The 21,765-nt window shown below is 51.3% G+C and carries 17 protein-coding genes; 2 read left to right on the top strand and 15 right to left on the bottom strand.

Features of this window, described 5'->3' with window-relative positions:
- Positions 1 to 612 precede the first annotated feature (612 nt).
- On the top strand, positions 613 to 2,031 hold the full coding sequence (gene treB / locus KP22_RS12650) for a PTS trehalose transporter subunit IIBC (protein ID WP_039324573.1): 1,419 nt from the start codon (positions 613 to 615) through the stop codon (positions 2,029 to 2,031).
- Between the two features lie 65 nt (positions 2,032 to 2,096).
- A complete protein-coding gene (treC, locus tag KP22_RS12645) occupies positions 2,097 to 3,788 on the top strand; it encodes an alpha,alpha-phosphotrehalase (RefSeq protein ID WP_039324571.1) in 1,692 nt (563 codons plus the stop codon).
- 181 nt (positions 3,789 to 3,969) lie between these two features.
- Here treC and elaB read toward each other — a convergent pair whose 3' ends face one another.
- From elaB to lrhA, 15 genes are all read right to left on the bottom strand, one after another.
- The gene (gene elaB / locus KP22_RS12640; protein WP_039298430.1) at positions 3,970 to 4,281 is read right to left on the bottom strand and encodes a stress response protein ElaB; all 312 of its coding nucleotides are present in this window, start codon (positions 4,279 to 4,281) and stop codon (positions 3,970 to 3,972) included.
- Positions 4,282 to 4,473: 192 nt separating this feature from the next.
- Positions 4,474 to 5,931: an NADH-quinone oxidoreductase subunit NuoN gene (nuoN, locus tag KP22_RS12635; RefSeq protein WP_039324569.1), complete on the bottom strand. Its 1,458-nt coding sequence runs from the start codon at positions 5,929 to 5,931 to the stop codon at positions 4,474 to 4,476.
- A 6-nt stretch (positions 5,932 to 5,937) separates the two neighbouring features.
- Positions 5,938 to 7,473 carry an NADH-quinone oxidoreductase subunit M gene (gene nuoM / locus KP22_RS12630; RefSeq protein ID WP_039324566.1) on the bottom strand — a complete coding sequence of 512 codons (1,536 nt, stop codon included), beginning with the start codon at positions 7,471 to 7,473 and terminating at the stop codon, positions 5,938 to 5,940.
- 100 nt (positions 7,474 to 7,573) lie between these two features.
- Positions 7,574 to 9,424, bottom strand: a complete 1,851-nt coding sequence (nuoL, locus tag KP22_RS12625) for an NADH-quinone oxidoreductase subunit L (protein ID WP_039298422.1) — start codon at positions 9,422 to 9,424, stop codon at positions 7,574 to 7,576.
- Positions 9,421 to 9,723, bottom strand: coding sequence for an NADH-quinone oxidoreductase subunit NuoK (gene nuoK, locus KP22_RS12620; RefSeq protein WP_039298419.1), 303 nt, complete (start codon positions 9,721 to 9,723; stop codon positions 9,421 to 9,423). Before nuoK ends, nuoL begins: the two co-directional genes overlap by 4 nt.
- Entirely contained in the window at positions 9,720 to 10,280 is a 561-nt protein-coding gene (gene nuoJ, locus KP22_RS12615) for an NADH-quinone oxidoreductase subunit J (RefSeq protein WP_039298418.1), read from the bottom strand. Before nuoJ ends, nuoK begins: the two co-directional genes overlap by 4 nt.
- A gap of 9 nt (positions 10,281 to 10,289) precedes the next feature.
- Positions 10,290 to 10,832: an NADH-quinone oxidoreductase subunit NuoI gene (gene nuoI, locus KP22_RS12610; protein ID WP_005969838.1), complete on the bottom strand. Its 543-nt coding sequence runs from the start codon at positions 10,830 to 10,832 to the stop codon at positions 10,290 to 10,292.
- A 17-nt stretch (positions 10,833 to 10,849) separates the two neighbouring features.
- Positions 10,850 to 11,824 carry an NADH-quinone oxidoreductase subunit NuoH gene (gene nuoH, locus KP22_RS12605; RefSeq protein WP_039298415.1) on the bottom strand — a complete coding sequence of 325 codons (975 nt, stop codon included), beginning with the start codon at positions 11,822 to 11,824 and terminating at the stop codon, positions 10,850 to 10,852.
- Positions 11,821 to 14,547, bottom strand: a complete 2,727-nt coding sequence (nuoG, locus tag KP22_RS12600; RefSeq protein ID WP_039324565.1) for an NADH-quinone oxidoreductase subunit NuoG — start codon at positions 14,545 to 14,547, stop codon at positions 11,821 to 11,823. The genes nuoH and nuoG overlap by 4 nt, the downstream gene beginning before the upstream one ends.
- Before the next feature lie 187 nt (positions 14,548 to 14,734).
- Positions 14,735 to 16,084: an NADH-quinone oxidoreductase subunit NuoF gene (nuoF, locus tag KP22_RS12595; RefSeq protein WP_039324563.1), complete on the bottom strand. Its 1,350-nt coding sequence runs from the start codon at positions 16,082 to 16,084 to the stop codon at positions 14,735 to 14,737.
- Positions 16,081 to 16,626, bottom strand: a complete 546-nt coding sequence (gene nuoE / locus KP22_RS12590; protein ID WP_039298409.1) for an NADH-quinone oxidoreductase subunit NuoE — start codon at positions 16,624 to 16,626, stop codon at positions 16,081 to 16,083. The genes nuoF and nuoE overlap by 4 nt, the downstream gene beginning before the upstream one ends.
- A gap of 2 nt (positions 16,627 to 16,628) precedes the next feature.
- Positions 16,629 to 18,428 (bottom strand): NADH-quinone oxidoreductase subunit C/D, encoded by a 1,800-nt coding sequence (gene nuoC / locus KP22_RS12585; protein WP_039324560.1) that lies wholly within the window; start codon positions 18,426 to 18,428, stop codon positions 16,629 to 16,631.
- Positions 18,429 to 18,526: 98 nt separating this feature from the next.
- Positions 18,527 to 19,201, bottom strand: a complete 675-nt coding sequence (locus KP22_RS12580) for a NuoB/complex I 20 kDa subunit family protein (protein ID WP_005969846.1) — start codon at positions 19,199 to 19,201, stop codon at positions 18,527 to 18,529.
- 17 nt (positions 19,202 to 19,218) lie between these two features.
- The gene (locus KP22_RS12575) at positions 19,219 to 19,659 is read right to left on the bottom strand and encodes an NADH-quinone oxidoreductase subunit A (RefSeq protein ID WP_039298403.1); all 441 of its coding nucleotides are present in this window, start codon (positions 19,657 to 19,659) and stop codon (positions 19,219 to 19,221) included.
- A gap of 671 nt (positions 19,660 to 20,330) precedes the next feature.
- The gene (gene lrhA, locus KP22_RS12570; RefSeq protein WP_039300989.1) at positions 20,331 to 21,281 is read right to left on the bottom strand and encodes a transcriptional regulator LrhA; all 951 of its coding nucleotides are present in this window, start codon (positions 21,279 to 21,281) and stop codon (positions 20,331 to 20,333) included.
- Between the last annotated feature and the right edge of the window lie 484 nt (positions 21,282 to 21,765).

The following is a 21,765-nucleotide window of genomic DNA, read 5'->3' as shown; positions in this document are numbered from 1 at the left end:
GCCAATTCGTTATATTTTTGTGACCAAAATCACAAAAATATTGAAATCCAATTTCATCTTCGCTAACATTAAAAAACGTGATGAACATCACATTTAATTAACCCGTTAGAGGAGTCTGATAATGACTATGCTTCGTAAAATCAGTAAATTCTTTAAAAGAATGGGAGACGTTTATGTCAGCTACTGTGAACGTATTGGGTCAATCATCAGCCCGTTCTGATTGTGATATAAACAATCTCTAAAGCCGCCTCCAACAGGCGGCTTTTGTGTTTCTCCTGTTCCCACATTCCATTCCTCCCCTTTCTTTTTTGTCTACTCGCACATCACCGATTTGTGCAGCACGCCGCATGCCTGAACATTCTCTTTTAAAAACAGCCCAATGCATTTTCCTCTCGCGGCAAAATCATCATTAACAGACTATGCTTTTCTGTAGCCGTACTTGCTTCGCGTCCCCGACGTCTGCGCTAAAAGAGATACCCTAAATAATTCGAGTTGCATGAAGGCGGCAACCGAGCGAATCCCCAGGAGCTTACACAGGTAAGTGACTGGGGTGAGTAAGGACAGCCAACGCACAAGCAGCTTAAAGTATGACGGGTATATAAGGACATGACTATGAGTAAAGTTAAACAACAGGATATTGACCGCCTGATCGAACTGGTCGGCGGGCGTGAGAACATCGCGGCGGTCACGCACTGCATCACCCGCCTTCGCTTCGTCTTGCACGACGCTTCCAAGGCGCATCCCAAAAACATTGAAGAAATGCGTATGGTGAAAGGCTGCTTCACGAATGCCGGACAATTTCAGGTCGTGATCGGCACCGATGTAGACGAGTATTACAAAGTGCTGCTAGCCACCACGGGAAAAGGGGAGAGCAATAAGGAAGAAGCCAAAGTCGCCGCCCGCCAGAATATGAGCTGGTTTGAGCGTAGCATTTCACATTTCGCCGAGATCTTTTTTCCCCTGCTTCCCGCGCTCATCAGCGGAGGCTTGATTCTCGGGGCGCGTAACGTGATCGGCGACATCCCGATGCGTGACGGCCAAACGCTGGTACAGCTTTACCCTATCTGGCAAACCGTCTATGATTTCTTCTGGCTACTGGGCGAAGCCATCTTCTTCTACCTCCCCGTCGCCGTCTGCTGGTCAACCGTACGCAAAATGGGCGGAACACCGATTCTCGGTATCGTGCTGGGCATAACACTCGTGTCACCGCAGTTAATGAACGCGTACCTCATCGGCCAACAAACGCCTGAAGTATGGAATTTTGGCTGGTTCACGATTGAGAAAATCGGCTATCAGGCACAGGTTATCCCTTCCGTATTAGCCGGAATGGCGCTGGCGTTAATCGAAATACGGCTGAAAAAAATCGTGCCCGATTACCTCTATCTGGTGGTCGTGCCCGTAACCTCACTGATTCTAGCTGTTTTCCTGGCACACACGTTGATTGGTCCATTTGGTCGTATGATTGGCGATGGCGTCGCCTGGGCCGTTAAAGCGGTTATGACAGGCAGCTTTGCCCCGGTTGGCGCTGCGTTGTTTGGGTTCCTATACGCGCCGTTGGTCATCACAGGCGTGCACCAAACGACATTAGCGATTGATATGCAGATGATTCAGAGTATGGGCGGCACGCCAGTCTGGCCACTCATCGCGCTGTCCAACATTGCGCAGGCGGCTGCCGTCGTCGGGGTGATTATTGTCAGTAGGAAAGCCAACGAGCGCGAAATCTCTGTTCCCGCTGCGATTTCCGCCTTTCTTGGCGTGACCGAGCCAGCCATGTACGGTATCAACCTCAAATACCGCTTTCCGATGCTGTGCGCCATGATCGGCTCCGCCGCCGCTGCGCTCATTTGCGGCCTGTATGGCGTAACAGCAAACGGCATTGGCGTCGGTGGATTACCGGGCATCCTCTCCATCAAGCCACAATTTTGGGGAATATTTGCTCTGGCGATGCTGGTTGCCGCCGTCATTCCAATTGTGCTGACCGTGCTGGTCTATAAGCGTAAAAGCCGGAATGGCACACTGGATCCTGCATAACCGTCCTAACATCTATTCAGCCGCGTCTGTTAAGCCGCGGCGATACCGTTGCTGGAGGATTTTTCATGAGCACATCACTCCCCTGGTGGCAAAACGGTGTGATTTATCAAATCTATCCGAAGAGCTTTCAGGACAGTACAGGAAATGGCATTGGCGACATCGCTGGTGTCACCGCCCGACTCGATTACCTGCAACAGCTGGGCGTAGACGCTATTTGGCTGACTCCGGTTTACCTTTCTCCTCAGGTTGACAACGGCTATGACGTGGCCGACTACTGCGCTATCGACCCGGCCTACGGCACGATGGCCGATATGGAAACGTTGATCGCCGAAGCACATCGACGTCGTATTCGTATCGTCATGGATATGGTGTTCAACCACACCTCTACGCAGCACCACTGGTTCCAGAACGCTCAGGATCGCCGCAGCCCCTATCGTCATTTTTATATCTGGCGTGATGGTAATGACGGCGCACCGCCCAATAACTGGCGTTCAAAATTTGGCGGCCCAGCCTGGCAGTGGCACGCGGAAAGCAAACAATACTATCTGCACCTTTTCGCCACCGAACAGGCCGATCTGAATTGGGAGCACCCGCGCGTACGGGATGAATTAAAACAGGTCTGTGGATTTTGGGCGGATAAAGGCGTAGATGGGCTGCGGCTCGATGTAATCAATCTGGTCTCCAAACAGCAGGATTTCCCGTCAGACACTCAGGGCGATGGACGCTGTTTCTATACCGATGGGCCACTTATCCACGATTACTTGCAGGAATTCAGTCAGGATGTTTTTCAGCCTCGCAGCTTGATGACCGTCGGTGAGATGTCATCGACCTCGCTGGAACACTGCCGTCGCTATGGCGCACTGGACGGCAGCGAACTCTCCATGACGTTCAATTTTCATCATCTGAAAGTCGATTACCCTAATGGGGAAAAATGGACGCTGGCAGAACCTGATTTTATCCAACTCAAGCAGATTTTTAATCACTGGCAGCAGGGTATGCACAATCACGCCTGGAACGCGTTGTTCTGGTGTAATCACGATCAGCCACGCATCGTGTCGCGTTTTGGCGATGAAGGGGAATTCCGTGTGCAATCCGCCAAGATGCTGGCGATGGTGCTTCACGGTATGCAGGGCACACCCTATATTTATCAAGGTGAAGAGTTCGGCATGACCAATCCCGGCTATACGCAGATTGCACAATACCGCGATATTGAAAGCCTGAATCAATTTGCCGAACAGCGCGATCGGGGTCAGGCAGATAAGCAAATCTTAGCCATCCTCGCCAGCAAATCACGCGATAACGGTCGTACGCCAATGCAATGGGATGACAGCGTTCATGCTGGATTTACGACCGGCACACCGTGGATAACGCCATGCCAGAACTTTCCCCACATCAACGCAGGACAGGCGCTGGCGGATAAAGAGTCCGTTTTTTACACCTACCAACAGCTTATCGCCATGCGTAAAGCCCTTCCACTGTTAACGCACGGCGATTATCAGGATCTACTGCCAGACCATCCGGCGGTCTGGTGCTATCAGCGTATCTGGGAGGGACAACGGCTTCTGGTTCTGGCAAACCTCAGCAAGCAGCCCCTGCTCTGGCAGCCACCAATTGATACTCATGACCGCCGCTGGCGACTATTACTCAGCAATTACCCTGACGCGCAACCTCAGCCCGCAATCCTAGAGCTACGCCCGTTTGAAGCCATCTATTGGGTACAAGGAATGCCGGAGAAAGAGGATAAAATTCAGGAGTAGAGGATGAAGATGTAGCGGGTGACCCCGCTACATTGATTGTCAAACGTCTCACATAAATTCTTTAGAAACGCGCCTAAGCCTTGCTCGCCGTTACCAAGCGATGTCTACAGAATAAAGGGTTACAGAGCAATATGCCGCAGAGCGACGTTGACTCGGCATGACGGAAACTAGATGACGGAAACTAGCGCTTAGCAAGCAGTATTCCCAACACCAGACCGACGGTGGCACCAATACCAATGCCGTGCCAAGGTTTATCATGCACATAAACATCGGCTTTATCAGCTACCTGCTTTGCACGCGCATAATAACTGTCAGTTACACCAATACGGGCTTTAACTTCCAGCAGCGCTTTTTCTGCTCCCTTCTTCAAATCAACATAGGCTTGGTCTGCCTGATCGCCCGTATAGCGTAATACTTCATCCAGTGTTTCAGACAGAAGTTTTAAATCATCATCGACACGAATTTCTTCAGGCTGTTTTTTTGTCGCTGCCATATAAAGTGCTTCCTTCTGTTATGAAAAGTCATTAGTTATAAATCGTTGCCTTATTAACTATAGACAATTTTGTGCGACTTCTACGGCTTCAACAGACCAGATCATTCCTAAAACATACTTTATTAGTATGAAAAACGCCGTTGATTCCCATCAACGGCGTTTTTCATGACTCAACCTAACTCTCGTTAGTGGTTACATCATTGGCTGAGCCAATTGCACCAGAGAGATAAGCGGCTGCGGGTACAGACCAAAGAACAACACCGCAATGGAGGAGATCAGTACAACCACACCACCAGCGGTTAGTGCCCAGTTACTTGGCGTATCACGCTGCAACACCTGCGGCGCATTCAGGAACAAGCTGACCATCACACGCAGATAGTAGTACAGACCAATGGCACTACCCAGAACGACCGCACCGGTCAACCACCATAGCTCAGCATTAACACCGACAGCCAACACGTAGAATTTACCGAAGAAGCCCAGCGTCATCGGAATACCCGCCAGCGACAGCATCATTACCGTCATCACCGCAGACAGAATCGGTTTATGCCAGAACAAACCACGGTAAGAGAACAGTGAATCGGCATCTGGGCCACGGTATGGGCTAGACATCAGGCTAACCACACCGAACGCACCCAGGCTGCTGAACAGGTAACCGACCAGATAAACGCCGACGGTTTCCAACGCCAGTTGATGGCTCTGAACCGCGATCAGGGCAACCAGCAAGTAGCCCAAATGCGCGATAGAGGAGTAACCGAGAAGACGCTTGATATTGGTCTGCGATACCGCCATCACGTTACCGAACAGGATTGACGCAAAGGCAATAATACTCAGCACAATTCTGACGGATTCACTGTCAGCCACTGGTGCGTACAGGAATAAACGCATTACCGCACCGAAAACAGCAATCTTACCGGCCGTTGCCAGAAACGTAGACACTGGCGCAGGCGCGCCCTGATACACATCAGGCGTCCACAGTTGGAACGGAACCAGAGACAGTTTGAAGCCCAGACCGACAATCATCATCCCTAGACCTGCCAGCAACAGCGGCTCATGGATTTGGAGATCGCTCAGGCTCTTACCGAGGCTGGCAAAGCTCATATCGCCCGATTCAGCATAAATCAGCGCCATCCCAAACAGCAGGAAGGAAGACGCCGCTGCCGACAGCAGCATGTATTTAATACTGGCTTCCAGCGAACGTTTCAGGCGGAAGGCATAGCCGACCAGACCAAACAACGGCAGAGAAAGCAATTCAATCCCGATGAACAGCGAAGCCAGATGGTTCGCACTCGACAGCAGGATCCCGCCTAACGCAGCGATAAGAACCAATAGATAGAACTCATCACGGTTGTCTGGGTAGCCTTGCAGCCACGGGTAGGCAAACGTGCTGGTTGCCAGACTGGCAAGCAGAATCAGTCCGGTATAGAACATCGAGAAGCCATCAACACGCAGCAGCGGCGTCACGTCCGTTGGGCCAACCTGACCGACAAAGTACAGTGACAGCAACGCAATATTCAGGCCGATAACCGTCATGGTTGCGTTGACAAAATGGTTGCGTCGCCACGCAATGCACAGCATCACAACCACTACCGTCAATCCGACGATCAACAGCGGCGATAGCGCAATTAGTTGTTGAAGAGTTATTGTCATGGCGAATTACGGCCTTGTTGTTGAAATAATTGAATCTGGAGCAGACGACATAAACCACTGCTGGATATTTGACATCGCGGCACTGGAGGTATCCAGAATCGGTTGCGGGTAAACCCCTAACAACACCAGTAATACCACCAACAGCATCACGATAGACAATTCGCGGATCGACATACTCTTCAATGGTTCATCAGATTTAGGCGTACCGTAATAAGCACGCTGGATCATGATCAGTGAGTAGACCGACGCAAATACCAGACCGAAGGTTGAGATCACCGTAATCATCGGCACAACCTGATAGCTGCCGAACAGAATCATGAATTCGCCGACAAAGTTGCCCGTACCCGGCATCCCCAAGGTCGCCACAGCAAAGAACAGAGACAGCGCAGGCAGGTATTTCAGGCGCGCCCACAGCCCACCCATTTCACGCATGTCACGGGTATGCAGACGTTCGTACAGTTGACCGCACAGAATAAACAGACCCGCAGCAGACAGACCGTGCGCAATCATCTGAATCACTGCGCCCTGATAAGCCAGTTGACTGCCAGAATAGATGGCAATCATCACGAAGCCCATGTGCGACACCGAGGTGTAAGCAATCAGGCGTTTGATATCCGTCTGTTTGAACGCCAGCCAGGCACCGTAGAAGATACCAATCACACCCAACCACATAGCGATCGGTGCAAAGGCATGAGAGGCATTCGGGAATAGCGGCAGACTGAAACGCAGCAGACCATAAGCCGCCGTTTTCAGCAAGATACCCGCGAGGTCAACAGAACCTGCTGTCGGAGCCTGACTGTGTGCATCAGGCAACCAACCGTGCAACGGCACGACCGGCATTTTTACAGCAAACGCGATGAAGAAGCCCAGCATCAGCAAATATTCAACGCCGTATGACATCGGCGTCTTCAGCAGTTCTTCATAGTTGAACGTCCAAACGCCGGTGGCATTGTGATGCACAAAGACCAGCGCCAGAATCGCGATCAACATGATCAGCCCGCTCGACTGGGTATAGATGAAGAACTTGGTCGCCGCCGTAATCCTGGTTTTACCGTCGGAGCCTTTGTGCCCCCACAGCGCAATCAGGAAGTACATCGGTACCAGCATCATTTCCCAGAAGAAGAAGAACAGGAACATGTCGATGGCAAGGAACACGCCGATAACGCCGCCCAGAATCCACAGCAGGTTCAGGTGGAAGAAGCCCTGATAGCGCTGAATTTCATTCCAGGAACAGAGGATTGCCAACACGCCCAGCAAACCAGTCAGCACTACCATCAGCAGCGACAAACCGTCCAGCGCAAGATGGATACCGATGCCGAAGCGCGGGATCCATGGCACATAAAACTCGGATTGCCATTGTGGTACGCCTGTCGGAGCCGTTAGTGAGTAACCGCCTTGCAACCACAGTTGCAGAGACAGTGCGAGTGTCAGCCCCATTGCAATCAACGCTATCCAGCGTGGCACTTTCGTACCAAAACGCTCTAACTGCCAGCACAGCAGACCGCCGATAAAGGGGAGAAGAATTAGCCAAGGTAGTAGCATGGCGTTTTGTGTCCCTAAATTAAAGAAATCTGAAAACTTGCCGTGGCGGGCATCCCTGTCTGCGGAATGCCCTACCTTTTATACGTTACCGGATACTGCCTTACACCAGCAGTAACAAGGCCAGCACCAGTACGGCACCAAAGCCCATAGAAGCAACGTACCAGCGCAACTGACCATTCGCACTGAGTGCCAGCCCACGGTTACCCCAGCGGGTAATCGTAGCCGGAAGGGTCATCAATGCATTTAACGGATCACGCTGCAACAGCTTCGCGATAGCCAGATACGGTTTAACAAAGACATGGTCGTACAACCAGTCGAAGCCCCACGCGTGGAACCACCAGGTCGAGAAGAAACGACCAGGGGCACTCTTCGCGATGCTATTCACCGCCTGACGTTTACCCAGCCACAGCACAGCGGCAAACAGAATACCGGCAATCGCCACCACGCCAGAGGTAATTTCCAGCGTCATCAACTGGCTGTGTTCAAGCTCAGTCGTCGCCGGTAATACACCGTGCAACGGCGGAACAATCATCGCACCGATGAAGGTGGACAAAATCATCAGCACAACCAGCGGTAAGTGGTGAGAAATGCCTTTTCCTGCATGCGCCTTAATTTTCTCTTCACCGTGGAACACGATGAAAATCATACGGAACGTATACAGCGAGGTCATGAAGGCACCAGCCAATCCAGCCACCATCAGATTGATGTGACCATTTGCCCATGCGCCAGCCAGAATCTCGTCTTTACTGAAGAAACCTGCGGTAACCAGCGGCAATGCAGATAGCGCAGCCCCCCCGACCAGGAAGCAGACATAAACCAGTGGAATGGTTTTACGCAGGCCGCCCATCTTGAAGATGTTCTGCTCGTGGTGGCAGGCCAAAATCACCGAACCAGAAGAGAGGAACAGCAACGCTTTAAAGAATGCGTGCGTCATCAGGTGGAAAATCGCGGCATCCCATGCCTGAACGCCCAGCGCCAGGAACATGTAACCAATCTGGCTCATCGTGGAATAGGCCAGCACGCGTTTGATGTCGGTTTGCACCAGAGCAGCAAAACCCGCCAGCACCAGCGTCACAGCACCGACAATACCCACCAGATGCAGAACATCCGGCGCCATCAGGAACAGGCCATTGGTACGCGCAATCAGGTAAACACCTGCGGTAACCATCGTGGCGGCGTGGATCAGAGCAGATACCGGCGTTGGACCGGCCATCGCATCTGCCAGCCAGGTTTGCAACGGTAGCTGTGCTGATTTACCAACCGCACCACCCAGCAACATCAGCGTAGCCCAGGTGATTTCCGGTGAGCCCTCAGCCAGTTTCTGCGGTGCCAATACCATCAGCTCACGGAAGTTGAGCGTGCCCAATTCTTTGTAAAGAATGAACAGAGCAAAGGCCAGAAAGACGTCACCAACGCGCGTAACGATGAAGGCCTTCATTGCTGCCGCGCCGTTCTTCGGATTGGTGTAGTAGAAACCGATCAGCAGATAACTGCACAGCCCTACCCCTTCCCAACCGAGGTACATCAGCAACAGGTTATCAGCCAGTACCAGAACGACCATACTCGCGATAAACAGGTTGGTGTAAGCGAAGAAGCGAGAATATCCCTCTTCCCCACGCATATACCAAGAGGCAAACAGGTGAATAAAGAAACCGACACCAATCACCACGGACAGCATCGTCACAGAAAGACCGTCGAGCATCAGCGTTACGCTAATGTCGAAATTACCAACGGTCATCCATGTCCACAAATGCTGATTAAAGAAGGTGACACCGCCGCTGTGCTGCTGGCCCATAAAATCGACCACAACCCAAGCGGTAACCAGCGCAGCCAGACCAATCGAGCCAACACCGACGGTCGCTGACGTATTTTCTGACCAGCGACCACGAGAAAATGCCAGCAACAGAAAGCCAAGCAGCGGGAAGAGTATTGTTAAATAGAGTAAGTTCATCCGCGCATCTCACTGACTGTATCAATATTCAGGGTCTGACGACGACGATACATCTGTAACAACAATGCCAGACCAATACTGGCCTCGGCTGCTGCCAGTGTAATCGCCAGAATGTACATCACCTGACCATCTGGCTGCTGCCAGTAGCTACCCGCGACCACAAAAGCCAACGCGGCAGCGTTGATCATAATTTCCAGACTGATCAACATAAACAGCAGGTTACGACGAATCAACAGACCAGTCAGCCCCAGAGCAAACAGAATAGCGGCTAAAATCAACCCGTGTTGTAACGGAATCATGCGCGTTCCCCCGTTATTTTTTTCTCAACGTCCTGGTTCGCGCCTTCTTTATTGACAACGTCACCACGTTTATCTTCACGACCAATGTGGAAAGCGACAACCAATCCCGCCAGCAGCAACATTGACGCTAATTCAACGGCCAGAACATAAGGCCCAAACAGGCTGATACCCACCGCTTTCGCCTCAACGGGCGTGCCAGTGATGCCCTGCTCTTTCAGGCTAAGGATGGCGTTGACCACAATCGCCAATAACGCCAGTGAAAGAATACCTGGACCAATCCAGACGCTGGGTTTCAGCCAATTACGCTCTTGTTCTTCTACGGAATTACCGAGGTTGAGCATCATGACCACGAACACGAACAGCACCATGATGGCACCCGCATACACGATGATGCTCAGCGCGCCGGCAAAATTAGCCCCCAGCGAGAAAAAGACGCCCGCAATCGCCATGAGCGAAGTGACCATATACAACAATGCATGCACAGGATTGGTATGCGTAATGACGCGCAGTGTCGCCAATATCGCAATCAAACCTGTGGTATAAAAAGCGAATTCCATGCTAGCTCCTTAGGGCAACAGGCCTTTGACATCAATAGGTTTGGCTTCGTTTTCAGCTTCGCCTTTATCTTTCCCATCGATTGCCATACCAGCCATCCGGTAGAAATTATATTCCGGATATTTACCCGGCCCCGATATCAGCAGATCTTCTTTCTCGTACACCAGATCCTGACGTTTGTATTCGCCCATCTCGAAATCCGGCGTCAACTGGATAGCCGTTGTCGGACACGCTTCTTCACAGAAGCCACAGAAAATGCAGCGCGAGAAGTTGACGCGGAAGAACTCAGGATACCAGCGGCCATCTTTGGTTTCCGCTTTCTGCAATGAGATACAGCCGACCGGACAAGCCACCGCACACAGGTTGCAAGCAACACAGCGTTCTTCACCATCGGGATCGCGCGTCAGCACGATACGACCACGGTAACGTGGCGGCGGATTCACAGGCTCTTCTGGGTACATCCTGGTTTCGCGCTTCTTAAAAGCATTCGATCCCACCATACAGATACTGCGTATCTGGGTGCCGAAACCAACCACTAACTCTTTCAATGTCATGGTTTATTCACCCCTTCTTAAGCGTTGTACAAAATGACGGCGGCGGTCGCCAGCAGATTCAAAAGCGTTATCGGCAGACAGACTTTCCAACCGAAAGCCATCACCTGGTCATAACGTGGACGGGGTAACGAAGCACGAATCAGGATGAACATCATCATGAAAAAGCCTGTTTTCAGCGCAAACCAGACAAACGGTGGCAAGAACGGACCATGCCAGCCACCGAAGAATAAGGTCACTATGAGCGCAGAAACGGTAACGATCCCGATATATTCGCCCACGAAGAACAGACCGAACTTCATACCGGAATATTCAATGTGGTAACCATCGGCCAGTTCCTGTTCAGCTTCAGGCTGGTCAAACGGGTGACGGTGACATACCGCCACGCCTGCGATGGCAAACGTAATAAAGCCGAAGAACTGCGGAATAACGTTCCACAAATGTTCCTGAGAATCGACAATATCACGCATGTTGAACGAGCCCGCCTGCGCGACAACCCCCATCAGTGACAGGCCGATGAAGACTTCGTAGCTCACGGTCTGCGCGGAAGCACGTACCGCTCCCAGCAGCGAGTATTTGTTGTTACTCGCCCAGCCGGCAAACAGCACCGCGTAAACAGCCAGACCCGCCATCATCAGGAAGAACAGGATACCGATGTTCAGATCGGCGACACCCCAGGTTGGCGTGATCGGCACAATCGCGAAGGCAATCAGCATTGATGTAAACGCGATCATTGGTGCCAACGTGAAGATCACCTTATCGGTAAAGTTCGGCACCCAGTCTTCTTTGAAGAACATTTTGATCATGTCAGCGACAAGCTGTAATGAACCGCCCCAACCTACCCGGTTCGGTCCATAACGTCCCTGGAAGAGGCCGAGCAGTCGACGTTCACCCATACTCATGAATGCGCCACAGGTCACCACAACCAGCAGAATCACGATCGCTTTTCCGACGGTGATCAGAATCTCGATTAATTCCGGTGTTAACCAACTCATTGTGCGGCCTCCCGCAGATTTTCAACGGTTGCACCCGCCAGCACCGGTGCAATACCCGGCAAGCCCAGCGGTAAACCAACCTGTCCCTGACTTAATGCCGCACTTAAGCGCAGTGGCAGACGTAGCGTTTGCCCTGCACAGGTCAACTCCAGTAACGTACCGGCGTTTACGCCTAGCGTCGCCGCATCAGTTGGGTTCACCATCACGTAAGGCTCTGGCATACGCTGCTGAATCACGTCAGAACGCTGTGACATTTCATCACTACCAAACAGGTGATAATACGGCGCAACGCGCCATTGACCCGCTTGTGGGACGAAAGCCGCTGGAATGTTGTCGAAGTACGCCAGCGAACCTTCTCCGGCTTCGATCATACGCACACCCGGATCGCCATGACGCAAATGTCCGCCCACTTCATCCTGGAATTTATTCCAGGCTTGCGGTGAGTTCCAGCCTGGCGCCCAGGCAAACGGAATTTGCTGACGGTTGGCTGTTGGACTGTTGTTCCCTTCCATTGAGAAGGCAAACATGGTGTCTTTATCGACTGGCTGACGCGGTTCATGCACGCTGATATTGGCACGCATCGCCGTACGGCCGCTGGAGCGAATCGGTGAGCGCGACAGCTTCTGCCCACGGATACGGAACGAAGCATCCGGTGCGGCATCTTTAATCGCGGCAAACTGCGGCAGGGCAGCGACACACGCGTCAATCACGTTATCCAGTTGCGTCCAGTCAACCTGACGGCTGTTATAGGTGATATACAGCGAGTGCAGCCAGCGCCAGCTTTCCAACATTACAATTTTGTCGTTGTAGTACGTTGGATCATAAACCTGGAAGAAACGCTGAGCGCGACCTTCCTGATTCACCAGCGTACCGTCGCTTTCAGCAAAGCTAGCGGCAGACAGAATGATGTTGGCCTTGTCCATGATGCGAGTACGCTGATGATCGACCACAATCAGGTTCTCAGCTTTTTCCAGTGCAGCGTCAACGCGAGCGATTGGGGCATGACGGTAGAGATCGTTCTCCAGAACCACCACGCTATCAGCGTCGCCGTTTTCCAACTGCACCAACGCGTCATCCAGCGAACCGCCACCCATGATTGACAACCCGATGCTGTTTGCAGCAGATGCAACAAAGGTAATGCCGACGTCAGATCCGCGACTCTTCAGCGCTTTGGCAACGTTTGCCGCAGCGGAGATCACGTCTTCGCTGCCCGCATTGGTGCCGGAAATGATGAGCGGTTTTCTCGCACCGGCCAGCGCCTGTACGATGATATCAACTTTCTGATCCAGACCCGCAGCCAGATCGGTGACTGCCGGGGCGTTGCTATCTAACCCGTGTGCAATCGCGAAACCAAGACGCGCCTGATCGGCAACGGGGGCACGGTAGTTCCATGCAGCAATGTCGTCCAGACGGGTGTTGTCTACGTTGGTGACAAACAGCGGGTGCTTGGCATGCTGGCCAATGTTCATGATCGCCGCAATCTGCCAGTCAGCCACTTTCTGTGCTGCTGCCATTTCGCGAGCTTTGCCTTTAACGGCCTGACGAACGGCCAGCGCGATACGTGCACCGGTCTGTGTTAAGTCTTCACCCAGAATCAGAACCGCATCGTAGCCTTCGATCTCACGTAGCGCTGGCGTTCTTACACCACTTTCGCGCAGTACTTTCAAGATCAGTTGCAGACGATTTTGTTCTTCCTGCGCGATACCGGTATAGAAGTTTTCTGCCCCCACCAGCTCACGCAACGCAAAGTTGCTTTCAATGCTGGCACGCGGTGAACCGATACCGATGGTTTTCTTCGCTTGACGCAGAACATCTGCTGCACCTTGCAGTGCCTGATCGGCATTCAGTGCGATCCAGTCATCACCACGACGTTGCAATGGTTGGTTTGGACGGTCTTTCTGGTTGACATAGCCGTAACCAAAACGGCCGCGGTCACACAGGAAATAGTGATTTACGCTACCGTTAAAACGGTTTTCGATACGGCGTAGTTCACCATAGCGTTCGCCGGGACTGGTATTACAGCCGATGCTGCACTGTTGGCAGACGCTCGGTGCGAACTGCATATCCCATTTACGGTTATAGCGCTCGGAGTGCGTTTTGTCGGTGAAGACACCGGTAGGACACACTTCAACCAGGTTACCGGAGAACTCGCTTTCCAGCGTGCCATCTTCCGGGCGACCGAAGTAGACGTTGTCGTGTGCGCCATAAACGCCGAGATCTTTGCCATCCGCATAGTCTTTGTAGTAACGCACGCAGCGATAGCATGCGATACAGCGGTTCATCTCATGAGAAATGAACGGCCCGAGATCCTGATTGCGGTGAGTACGCTTGGTGAAGCGGTAGCGACGGAAGTTCTGCCCCGTCATAACCGTCATATCCTGCAAATGACAGTTACCACCTTCCTCACACACCGGACAATCGTGCGGGTGGTTGGTCATTAGAAACTCAACTATCGTCTTACGGAATAGTTTCGCTTCTTCATCTTCAATTGCGATGAACGTTCCTTCGGTTGCTGGTGTCATACAAGACATCACCAGACGACCGCGAGTATCTTCCGCGTTTTGATACTGTTTTACCGCACAGAGGCGGCAGGATCCGACGCTCCCGAGCGCGGGGTGCCAGCAAAAGTAAGGAATATCAAGTCCCAGAGTCAGGCAAGCTTCCAGAAGGTTGTCCGCTCCGTTTACTTCATACTCTTTGCCGTCTACATGAATAGTAGCCATAGTCAGCATGCTTCCATAATGGCCCGTGTTGCCACAGGCGCTAATCAAAAATTCTGTATACCCTCATCTTTCAAACCGCAAATGCGTTGGCTACCTGCGCCTTGAAATCTATTGGGTTTATAAGGGTGGCTTATTTGCGCCACCCTGCGGATACATTCACTGCATCTCGCACGTGTTAGGCACTGGTTTACCAGCGCTCTTTCAACAGGTTAGGCTGAATACCGCCAATCGTTTTGAGGTTGCCTAAATACTGTTTAGAGATACCCGCTTCGAATTCTTCCCGGAAATACTTGATAGCACTTTGCAGCGGCTCGACCGCACCCGGCGCATGCGCACAGAAGGTGTTACCCGGCCCGAGGAAACGGCAAAGCTGTTCCAGCGTTTCGATATCGCCAGGCTGGCCTTCGCCATTTTCCAGCGCGCGCAGAATCTTCACGCTCCACGGCAAACCATCACGACACGGTGTACACCAGCCACAGGATTCACGGGCAAAGAACTCTTCAAGATTACGCGTCAACGAGACCATATTGATTTCGTGATCGACAGCCATCGCCAGCGCGGTACCCATACGGCTACCTGCTTTTGCAATATGCTCAAAATCCATCGGTAGATCGAGATGGCTTTCCGTCAGGAAATCCGTACCCGCACCGCCCGGCTGCCAGGCTTTCAGTTTCAGACCATCACGCATGCCGCCCGCGTAGTCTTCCAGAATCTCACGCGCCGTGGTGCCGAAAGGCAGTTCCCACAGGCCCGGATTCTTGACGCGGCCAGAGAAGCCCATCAGTTTCGTGCCAGCATCTTTACTTTTACCGACAGACAGCCCCTGATACCACGCTGCACCATGCTCGATAATCGCCGGTACGTTACACAACGTTTCGACATTATTGACACAAGTCGGTTTGCCCCAAACACCCGCAGACGCCGGGAACGGCGGCTTGGAGCGTGGGTTGGCACGACGGCCTTCCAGCGAGTTAATCAGTGCAGTTTCCTCACCGCAGATGTAACGCCCAGCACCGGTATGCACGAACAGCTCGAAATCAAATCCGCTGCCCAGAATATTTTTGCCCAGCAAGCCAGCCGCTTTTGCTTCTTCAATTGCGCGACGCAAGTGAACAGCAGCTTCGATGTACTCACCACGCAGGAAGATGTAACCGCGGTAGGCTTTCAGCGCAAAGGCGCTGATTAGCATGCCTTCAACCAGCAGATGAGGCTCTTGCTCCATCAACAGGCGGTCTTTATAAGTACCTGGCTCCATCTCATCTGCGTTACATAGCAGATAGCGGATGTTCATGCTTTCGTCTTTCGGCATCAGGCTCCACTTCAAGCCTGTTGAAAAGCCTGCACCGCCACGTCCTTTCAGACCTGCGTCTTTAACCAGTGAGACCACTTCATCCTGCGCCATGCCCGTTAACGCTTTTTGCGCGGCGACATAACCATTTTTACTGCGATACTCATCCAGCCATACCGGCTGTTTGTCTGCGCGTAAACGCCAGGTCAGAGGATGCTGCTCAGCAGTCAGAACAATGTCTTTACTCATTGATACTGCTCCAATAACGATTCAATACCTTCCGGCGTCACATGGCTGTGGGTATCGTCATCAATCATCATTGACGGCCCCTTGTCACAGTTACCCAGGCAGCAGGTCGGCAACAGCGTGAAACGTCCATCGAACGTTGTCTGTCCCGGCTTGATGCTGAGCTTACGCTCAAGCGCAGCCTGAACGCCCTGATAGCCATTGATGTGGCACACGACGCTGTCGCAATAGCGAATAATATGACGCCCGACCGGCTGGCGATAAATCTGGCTGTAGAACGTTGCCACGCCTTCCACGTCACTGGCAGGGATCCCCAGCAGATCGGCAATCGCGTTGATAGCACCATCCGGCACCCAGCCGCGTGCTTTTTGCACAATTTTCAGTGCTTCGATTGATGCGGCGCGTGCATCTTCGTAGTGATGTTTTTCGTGCTCAATAGCGTCACGTTCGGCGTCACTCAATACAAAAGCATTGTCTTTTGTCAGCGAATCGGCAACAGGTTGTCCCTGGGCGTCAATATGATCGTGATTGTTGTGATCATGCATAGTTAGCGGTCCACATCTGACATTACGAAATCAATACTGCCGAGGTAAACGATCAGGTCGGATACCAGACATCCACGAATTACAGAAGGAATCTGTTGCAGATGCGCATAGCTCGGCGTGCGAATACGGGTGCGGTAGCTCATCGTGCCGCCGTCACTGGTCAGGTAATAGCTGTTAATACCTTTTGTCGCCTCGACCATCTGGAATGATTCATTGGCAGGCATAACCGGTCCCCAGGAAACCTGAAGGAAGTGGTTGATCAGCGTATCAATATGCTGCAACGTGCGCTCTTTTGGCGGCGGCGTCGTCAGCGGGTGATCCGCTTTGAACGGCCCTTCCGGCATGTTCTTGAGGCACTGATCCAGAATGCGCAAGCTCTGACGCAGCTCTTCAACTTTCAGCATAACGCGGCTGTAGCAATCGCTGATTCCGTCGCCTACTGGCACTTCAAAGTCAAAGTTTTCATAGCCGGAATACGGACGCCATTTACGCACGTCGAAACCGATACCTGTGGCACGCAGACCTGCACCCGTTACGCCCCATTCCAATGCTTCTTTCGCATTGTAAGCAGCGACGCCCTGAGTACGGCCTTTCAGAATGGTGTTCTGCAACGCGGATTTGACATACGTGTCCAGACGAGCCGGCATCCAGTCGAGGAATTCACGCAGCAAGCGCTCCCAGCCTCGTGGCAGATCGTGTGCTACACCGCCAATACGGAACCAGGCTGGGTGCATACGGAAACCGGTAATGGCTTCAACCAAATCGTAAATTTTCTGGCGGTCAGTAAACGCAAAGAACACCGGAGTCATTGCCCCGACGTCCTGAATATAGGTACTGATATACAGAAGATGGCTATTAATGCGGAACAGCTCAGACAACATCACGCGAATCGTTTTAACGCGATCCGGCACCTCAATACCCGCCAGTTTTTCCACGGCCAGTACATACGGCATTTCGTTAACGCAGCCGCCAAGGTATTCAATACGGTCGGTATAAGGAATGTAGCTATGCCAAGACTGACGCTCGCCCATTTTCTCCGCGCCGCGATGGTGGTAACCCACATCAGGCACGCAGTCGACGATCTCTTCGCCATCCAATTGCAGGATAATACGGAAGGCACCGTGTGAAGACGGGTGGTTCGGACCGAGGTTGAGGAACATGAAGTCCTCATTTTCAGTGCCACGCTTCATTCCCCACTCTTCCGGTTTGAATGTCAGGGATTCCATTTCCAGATCTTCTTTCTGCTTAGTCAGCTCGAAAGGATCGAATTCAGTCGCACGCGCCGGATAATCTTTACGCAACGGGTGCCCTTCCCACGTCTTCGGCATCATAATGCGCGTCAGATTTGGATGACCATCGAAGGCCATGCCGAACATCTCCCACGTTTCCCGCTCATACCAGTTGGCATTCGGAAACAGTTTGGTCACGGTCGGCAAATGCATATCATTCTCGGCCAACGCGACTTTTAGCATGATGTCGCGGTTACGCTCGATGGAAATTAAGTGGTAAAAAACGGAGTAGTCGGCGGCAGGCAAACCTTCACGGTGGGTACGCAGACGCTCATCCATCCCGTGCAGGTCAAACAGCATGACATAAGGCTTTGGCTGTTTTTTCAGGAATGCAACAACATCAAGTAATTGCTCACGTTTAACCCACACAACGGGAATACCTGTGCGAGTTGCCTGTACAGTAAATGCATCTGGTCCAAAACGGTTACACAGTTCGCCAACGACCGGATCGTTAAGATGATCGCGGGTTTGCCAGCCTGGCTGAGCGAGATCGTGTGTCGTTAAATCTGTCATAAATATGTCACCACATTAAATGTGCTATTTCTGTATCTGATAATGACCGCACACTATTATCGGGGTATTACACGGCCACCGGATTTATCAGCTACAGGTCAAATCTCATCAGGCGAGCGCAGGTTGGTCACAGCGATTCGCTCGCCGCGTTTGCGCTCACGCTCAGATTGCATGTTGGCGCGGTAAACGCCCTGCTCACCTACCACCCATGACAGAGGACGGCGTTCTTTACCGATAGATTCTTTCAGCAGCAGCAGTGCTTGCATGTAGGCTTCAGGGCGCGGAGGGCAGCCCGGAATATACACGTCAACAGGCAGGAATTTATCTACACCCTGAACAACGGAGTAGATGTCGTACATACCGCCGGAATTGGCACACGCGCCCATGGAGATAACCCATTTAGGCTCAAGCATTTGCTCGTACAGACGCTGAATGACGGGAGCCATTTTGGTAAAACAGGTACCCGCAACCACCATAAAGTCAGCCTGACGTGGCGACGCACGCAAAACCTCAGCACCAAAACGCGCAACGTCATGGACGGCGGTAAATGATGTCACCATTTCTACGTAGCAACAGGAAAGGCCGAAGTTATACGGCCACAGGGAATTCTGACGACCCCAGTTCACCGTATCGTGTAATGCATGTTCCAGTTTGCCCATATAGACACTGCGGTGAACATGTTGCTCCAGAGGGTCGGAAACGATCTCCTGACGTTGCAGGGGATAACGGTCATTCTCACCGTCCGGCTCTATGCGGGTGAGCGTATAGTCCATCTTAAAATGCCTCGCTGTTACTGCGGATGAGTGTTGGTAGTGTTGATGATGTCTGATTTAACGACTTGTCTCTTGGAACGTACCGGGGTCCAGTCAAGTGCCCCAACGCGTACCAGATAAATCAAACCAGCCAACAGCACCAAAATGAAAATGGTTGCTTCGATGAAGCCAATCCAGCCGCTTTCTTTGATAGACACAGCCCAAGCGTAGAGATACAGGGCTTCAACGTCGAAGATAACGAAGAACATAGCGACAAGATAAAATTTAGCAGACAGGCGTAGACGCGCTGAACCCACGGAGTCGATCCCGGATTCATAAGGTACGTTTTTGGCCCTGGCTCTAGCTCTCCCGCCCAGCAAAAATCCACCGGTCAGCATGAAGACGCAAAGGCCTATGGCAATGATAAGGAATAGCGCAAACGCCCAATGATGGGCGAGGATTTCAGTAGTTGTTGACATTCTCTTTGCTTACTCATCAAAAGTGGCGGGTAACATCTCTGCTCTGTTATCGGCAGTTAATGCGCCACATCGATTAAAAGGAAGGATTAATAACCATAAAAAAGCACGGAAACGTATCAGGTAACCCTTGCTTGGTATGGTTGAGCCCCTAAATTTGTAACCTTTTTTCAACCTTACTAAAAATAACAGTACATTACTTTACATGCACGCTGTTTTGTTAACATTTTGTGTTCTCACCCGTAGCTAAATCGAATCAGTACTTTCATCGGTTAACCAAAGAACAACCACACAGAAAGCAAGTTTGCTGTGTCACTATACCATTTTCACAGAAAATGCCTGTTCCCCCATGGGGTTATTAGGGGTATTTTTTGATCCAGCACACATTTTTACCAATTTAGTTATTAAAAAAATCAAGATGATGCTGGACAAGAGGAATACCATTCCTCACAACACAAGTTTAAAAAAAATGAACTATCATTTTATAAAGAGAGTCGATTAATCTCGCCACACCTAGCCTATTGATGCGAAATGAAAAACACAAAATGGGGGCAAATTGAGGGAATCAGGTCACTAAAACGCTGTCGACGCTGGTTTAACACGTTAGCCATAAATCATCATCATTCGGGGTGCATCCCTACCCTCCCCGAATGATCGTTAACTACCCATTACGATTAGATAGCATCCTTCAGCGATGGATCGGAAGACAGCTTTCCATTCGCGCTATTTGCTAGCACGCTGACAGGCGTAATGTGAGGGGGCTTCCCTGATTCAATCACATTAAAAATTGCCGTCGCCAATTCATTCTCCTGATTTGGGTTCTGACAGAGGAAATAACGTGTTTCAGGCAATCCCGGCAACCCTTCTTCCTCACCCAGCACTCGTAGTTCTGGACTCATCATTTCAACTGAACGCACGGTAATGCCCATTCCGGCTTTCACCGCAGCTCGCACAGCAGATAGCGTTGAAGCCACATAGGCGATTCTCCAGGGGATACCTGCGGCCGTTAGCTGCTGCGTAGCCAGCGTACGGAAAGGGCTCGGTTCATCCAATACAACCAAAGGGACGGGCTCTTGAGATCTAAACTGATAATCCGCGGCGCAGTACCATAACGTCGGAGAACTACGCAACAACACATGAGGAAACACCACACCGTTCATTGTGGTAATAACCAGATCTATTTTTCCCTGACTCAACATTTCCATCATTTCAGCACTACGTTTTACGCTAACGTTGACGGATAGTTTAGGAAATACGGATGTCACCCGATGTAGGATATAAGGAAGGATGGTGTCTGCGGTATCGTCAGACGCCCCAATGGTCAGCGTACCCTGAATATCGCTGTACATTAATGAAATACAAGCTTCATCATTGAATTGTAGTATTTTTCTGGCATAACCCAGAAACTGGATACCATGTTCGGTCAGCAATTTATTACGCCCGTGCCGGGCAAAAAGCTCCTTTCCGATGAGCTGCTCCAGCCGCTGCATCTGCTGACTGACAGCCGATTGAGTTCGATTGACTGCGGCCGCCGCGGCTGCAAACGTATTTAAATCTGCGACGGCAACAAACGTCCTCAGTAAATCAAGATCGAGATTAAGTACTGGTCGATTTGCACTGGTCATACGATTTTTCACTTATCTATTTTAATTTTAACAAAATATTCCTGGTGTTTTATTACATGTAAAGGTAACGACCGATACATTTAAAGACACTATCGCAGACGCACGATAAGGGCAAAAAAATACTTATATTTCGTTACCCCTATCGCCTTCCATCGGTAAGACATCATGTAATTAAATGGCTCACCAGCCTTAATGTTTAATTCAATAACAACGACACTCTCTTTATTTCACCCTACGAAATAAATACGCCCCACACTTAAATAAGCGGGCTTTCCCTGTCACCCTGTTCTGGCGCTAAAAAAGTGCGGCATGAACAGTCGTCCGCACGCCTACCATATCGCACCATCCAACGAGTACACAACCATATAGTGCAGATGCGTAATCATTTGCAGCAAAAGCGATAATCATTCTTCAAAAGGTACTATAGGAGGAGTACATTAAGCAGGTTATGCTATTCCATTTGGGAATATGCGCTCTCTGCAAA

The organism is Pectobacterium betavasculorum, from assembly GCF_000749845.1.
GTDB classification, from domain to species: Bacteria; Pseudomonadota; Gammaproteobacteria; order Enterobacterales; family Enterobacteriaceae; genus Pectobacterium; species Pectobacterium betavasculorum.
This window is presented reverse-complemented; position numbering and strand designations above follow the sequence as displayed.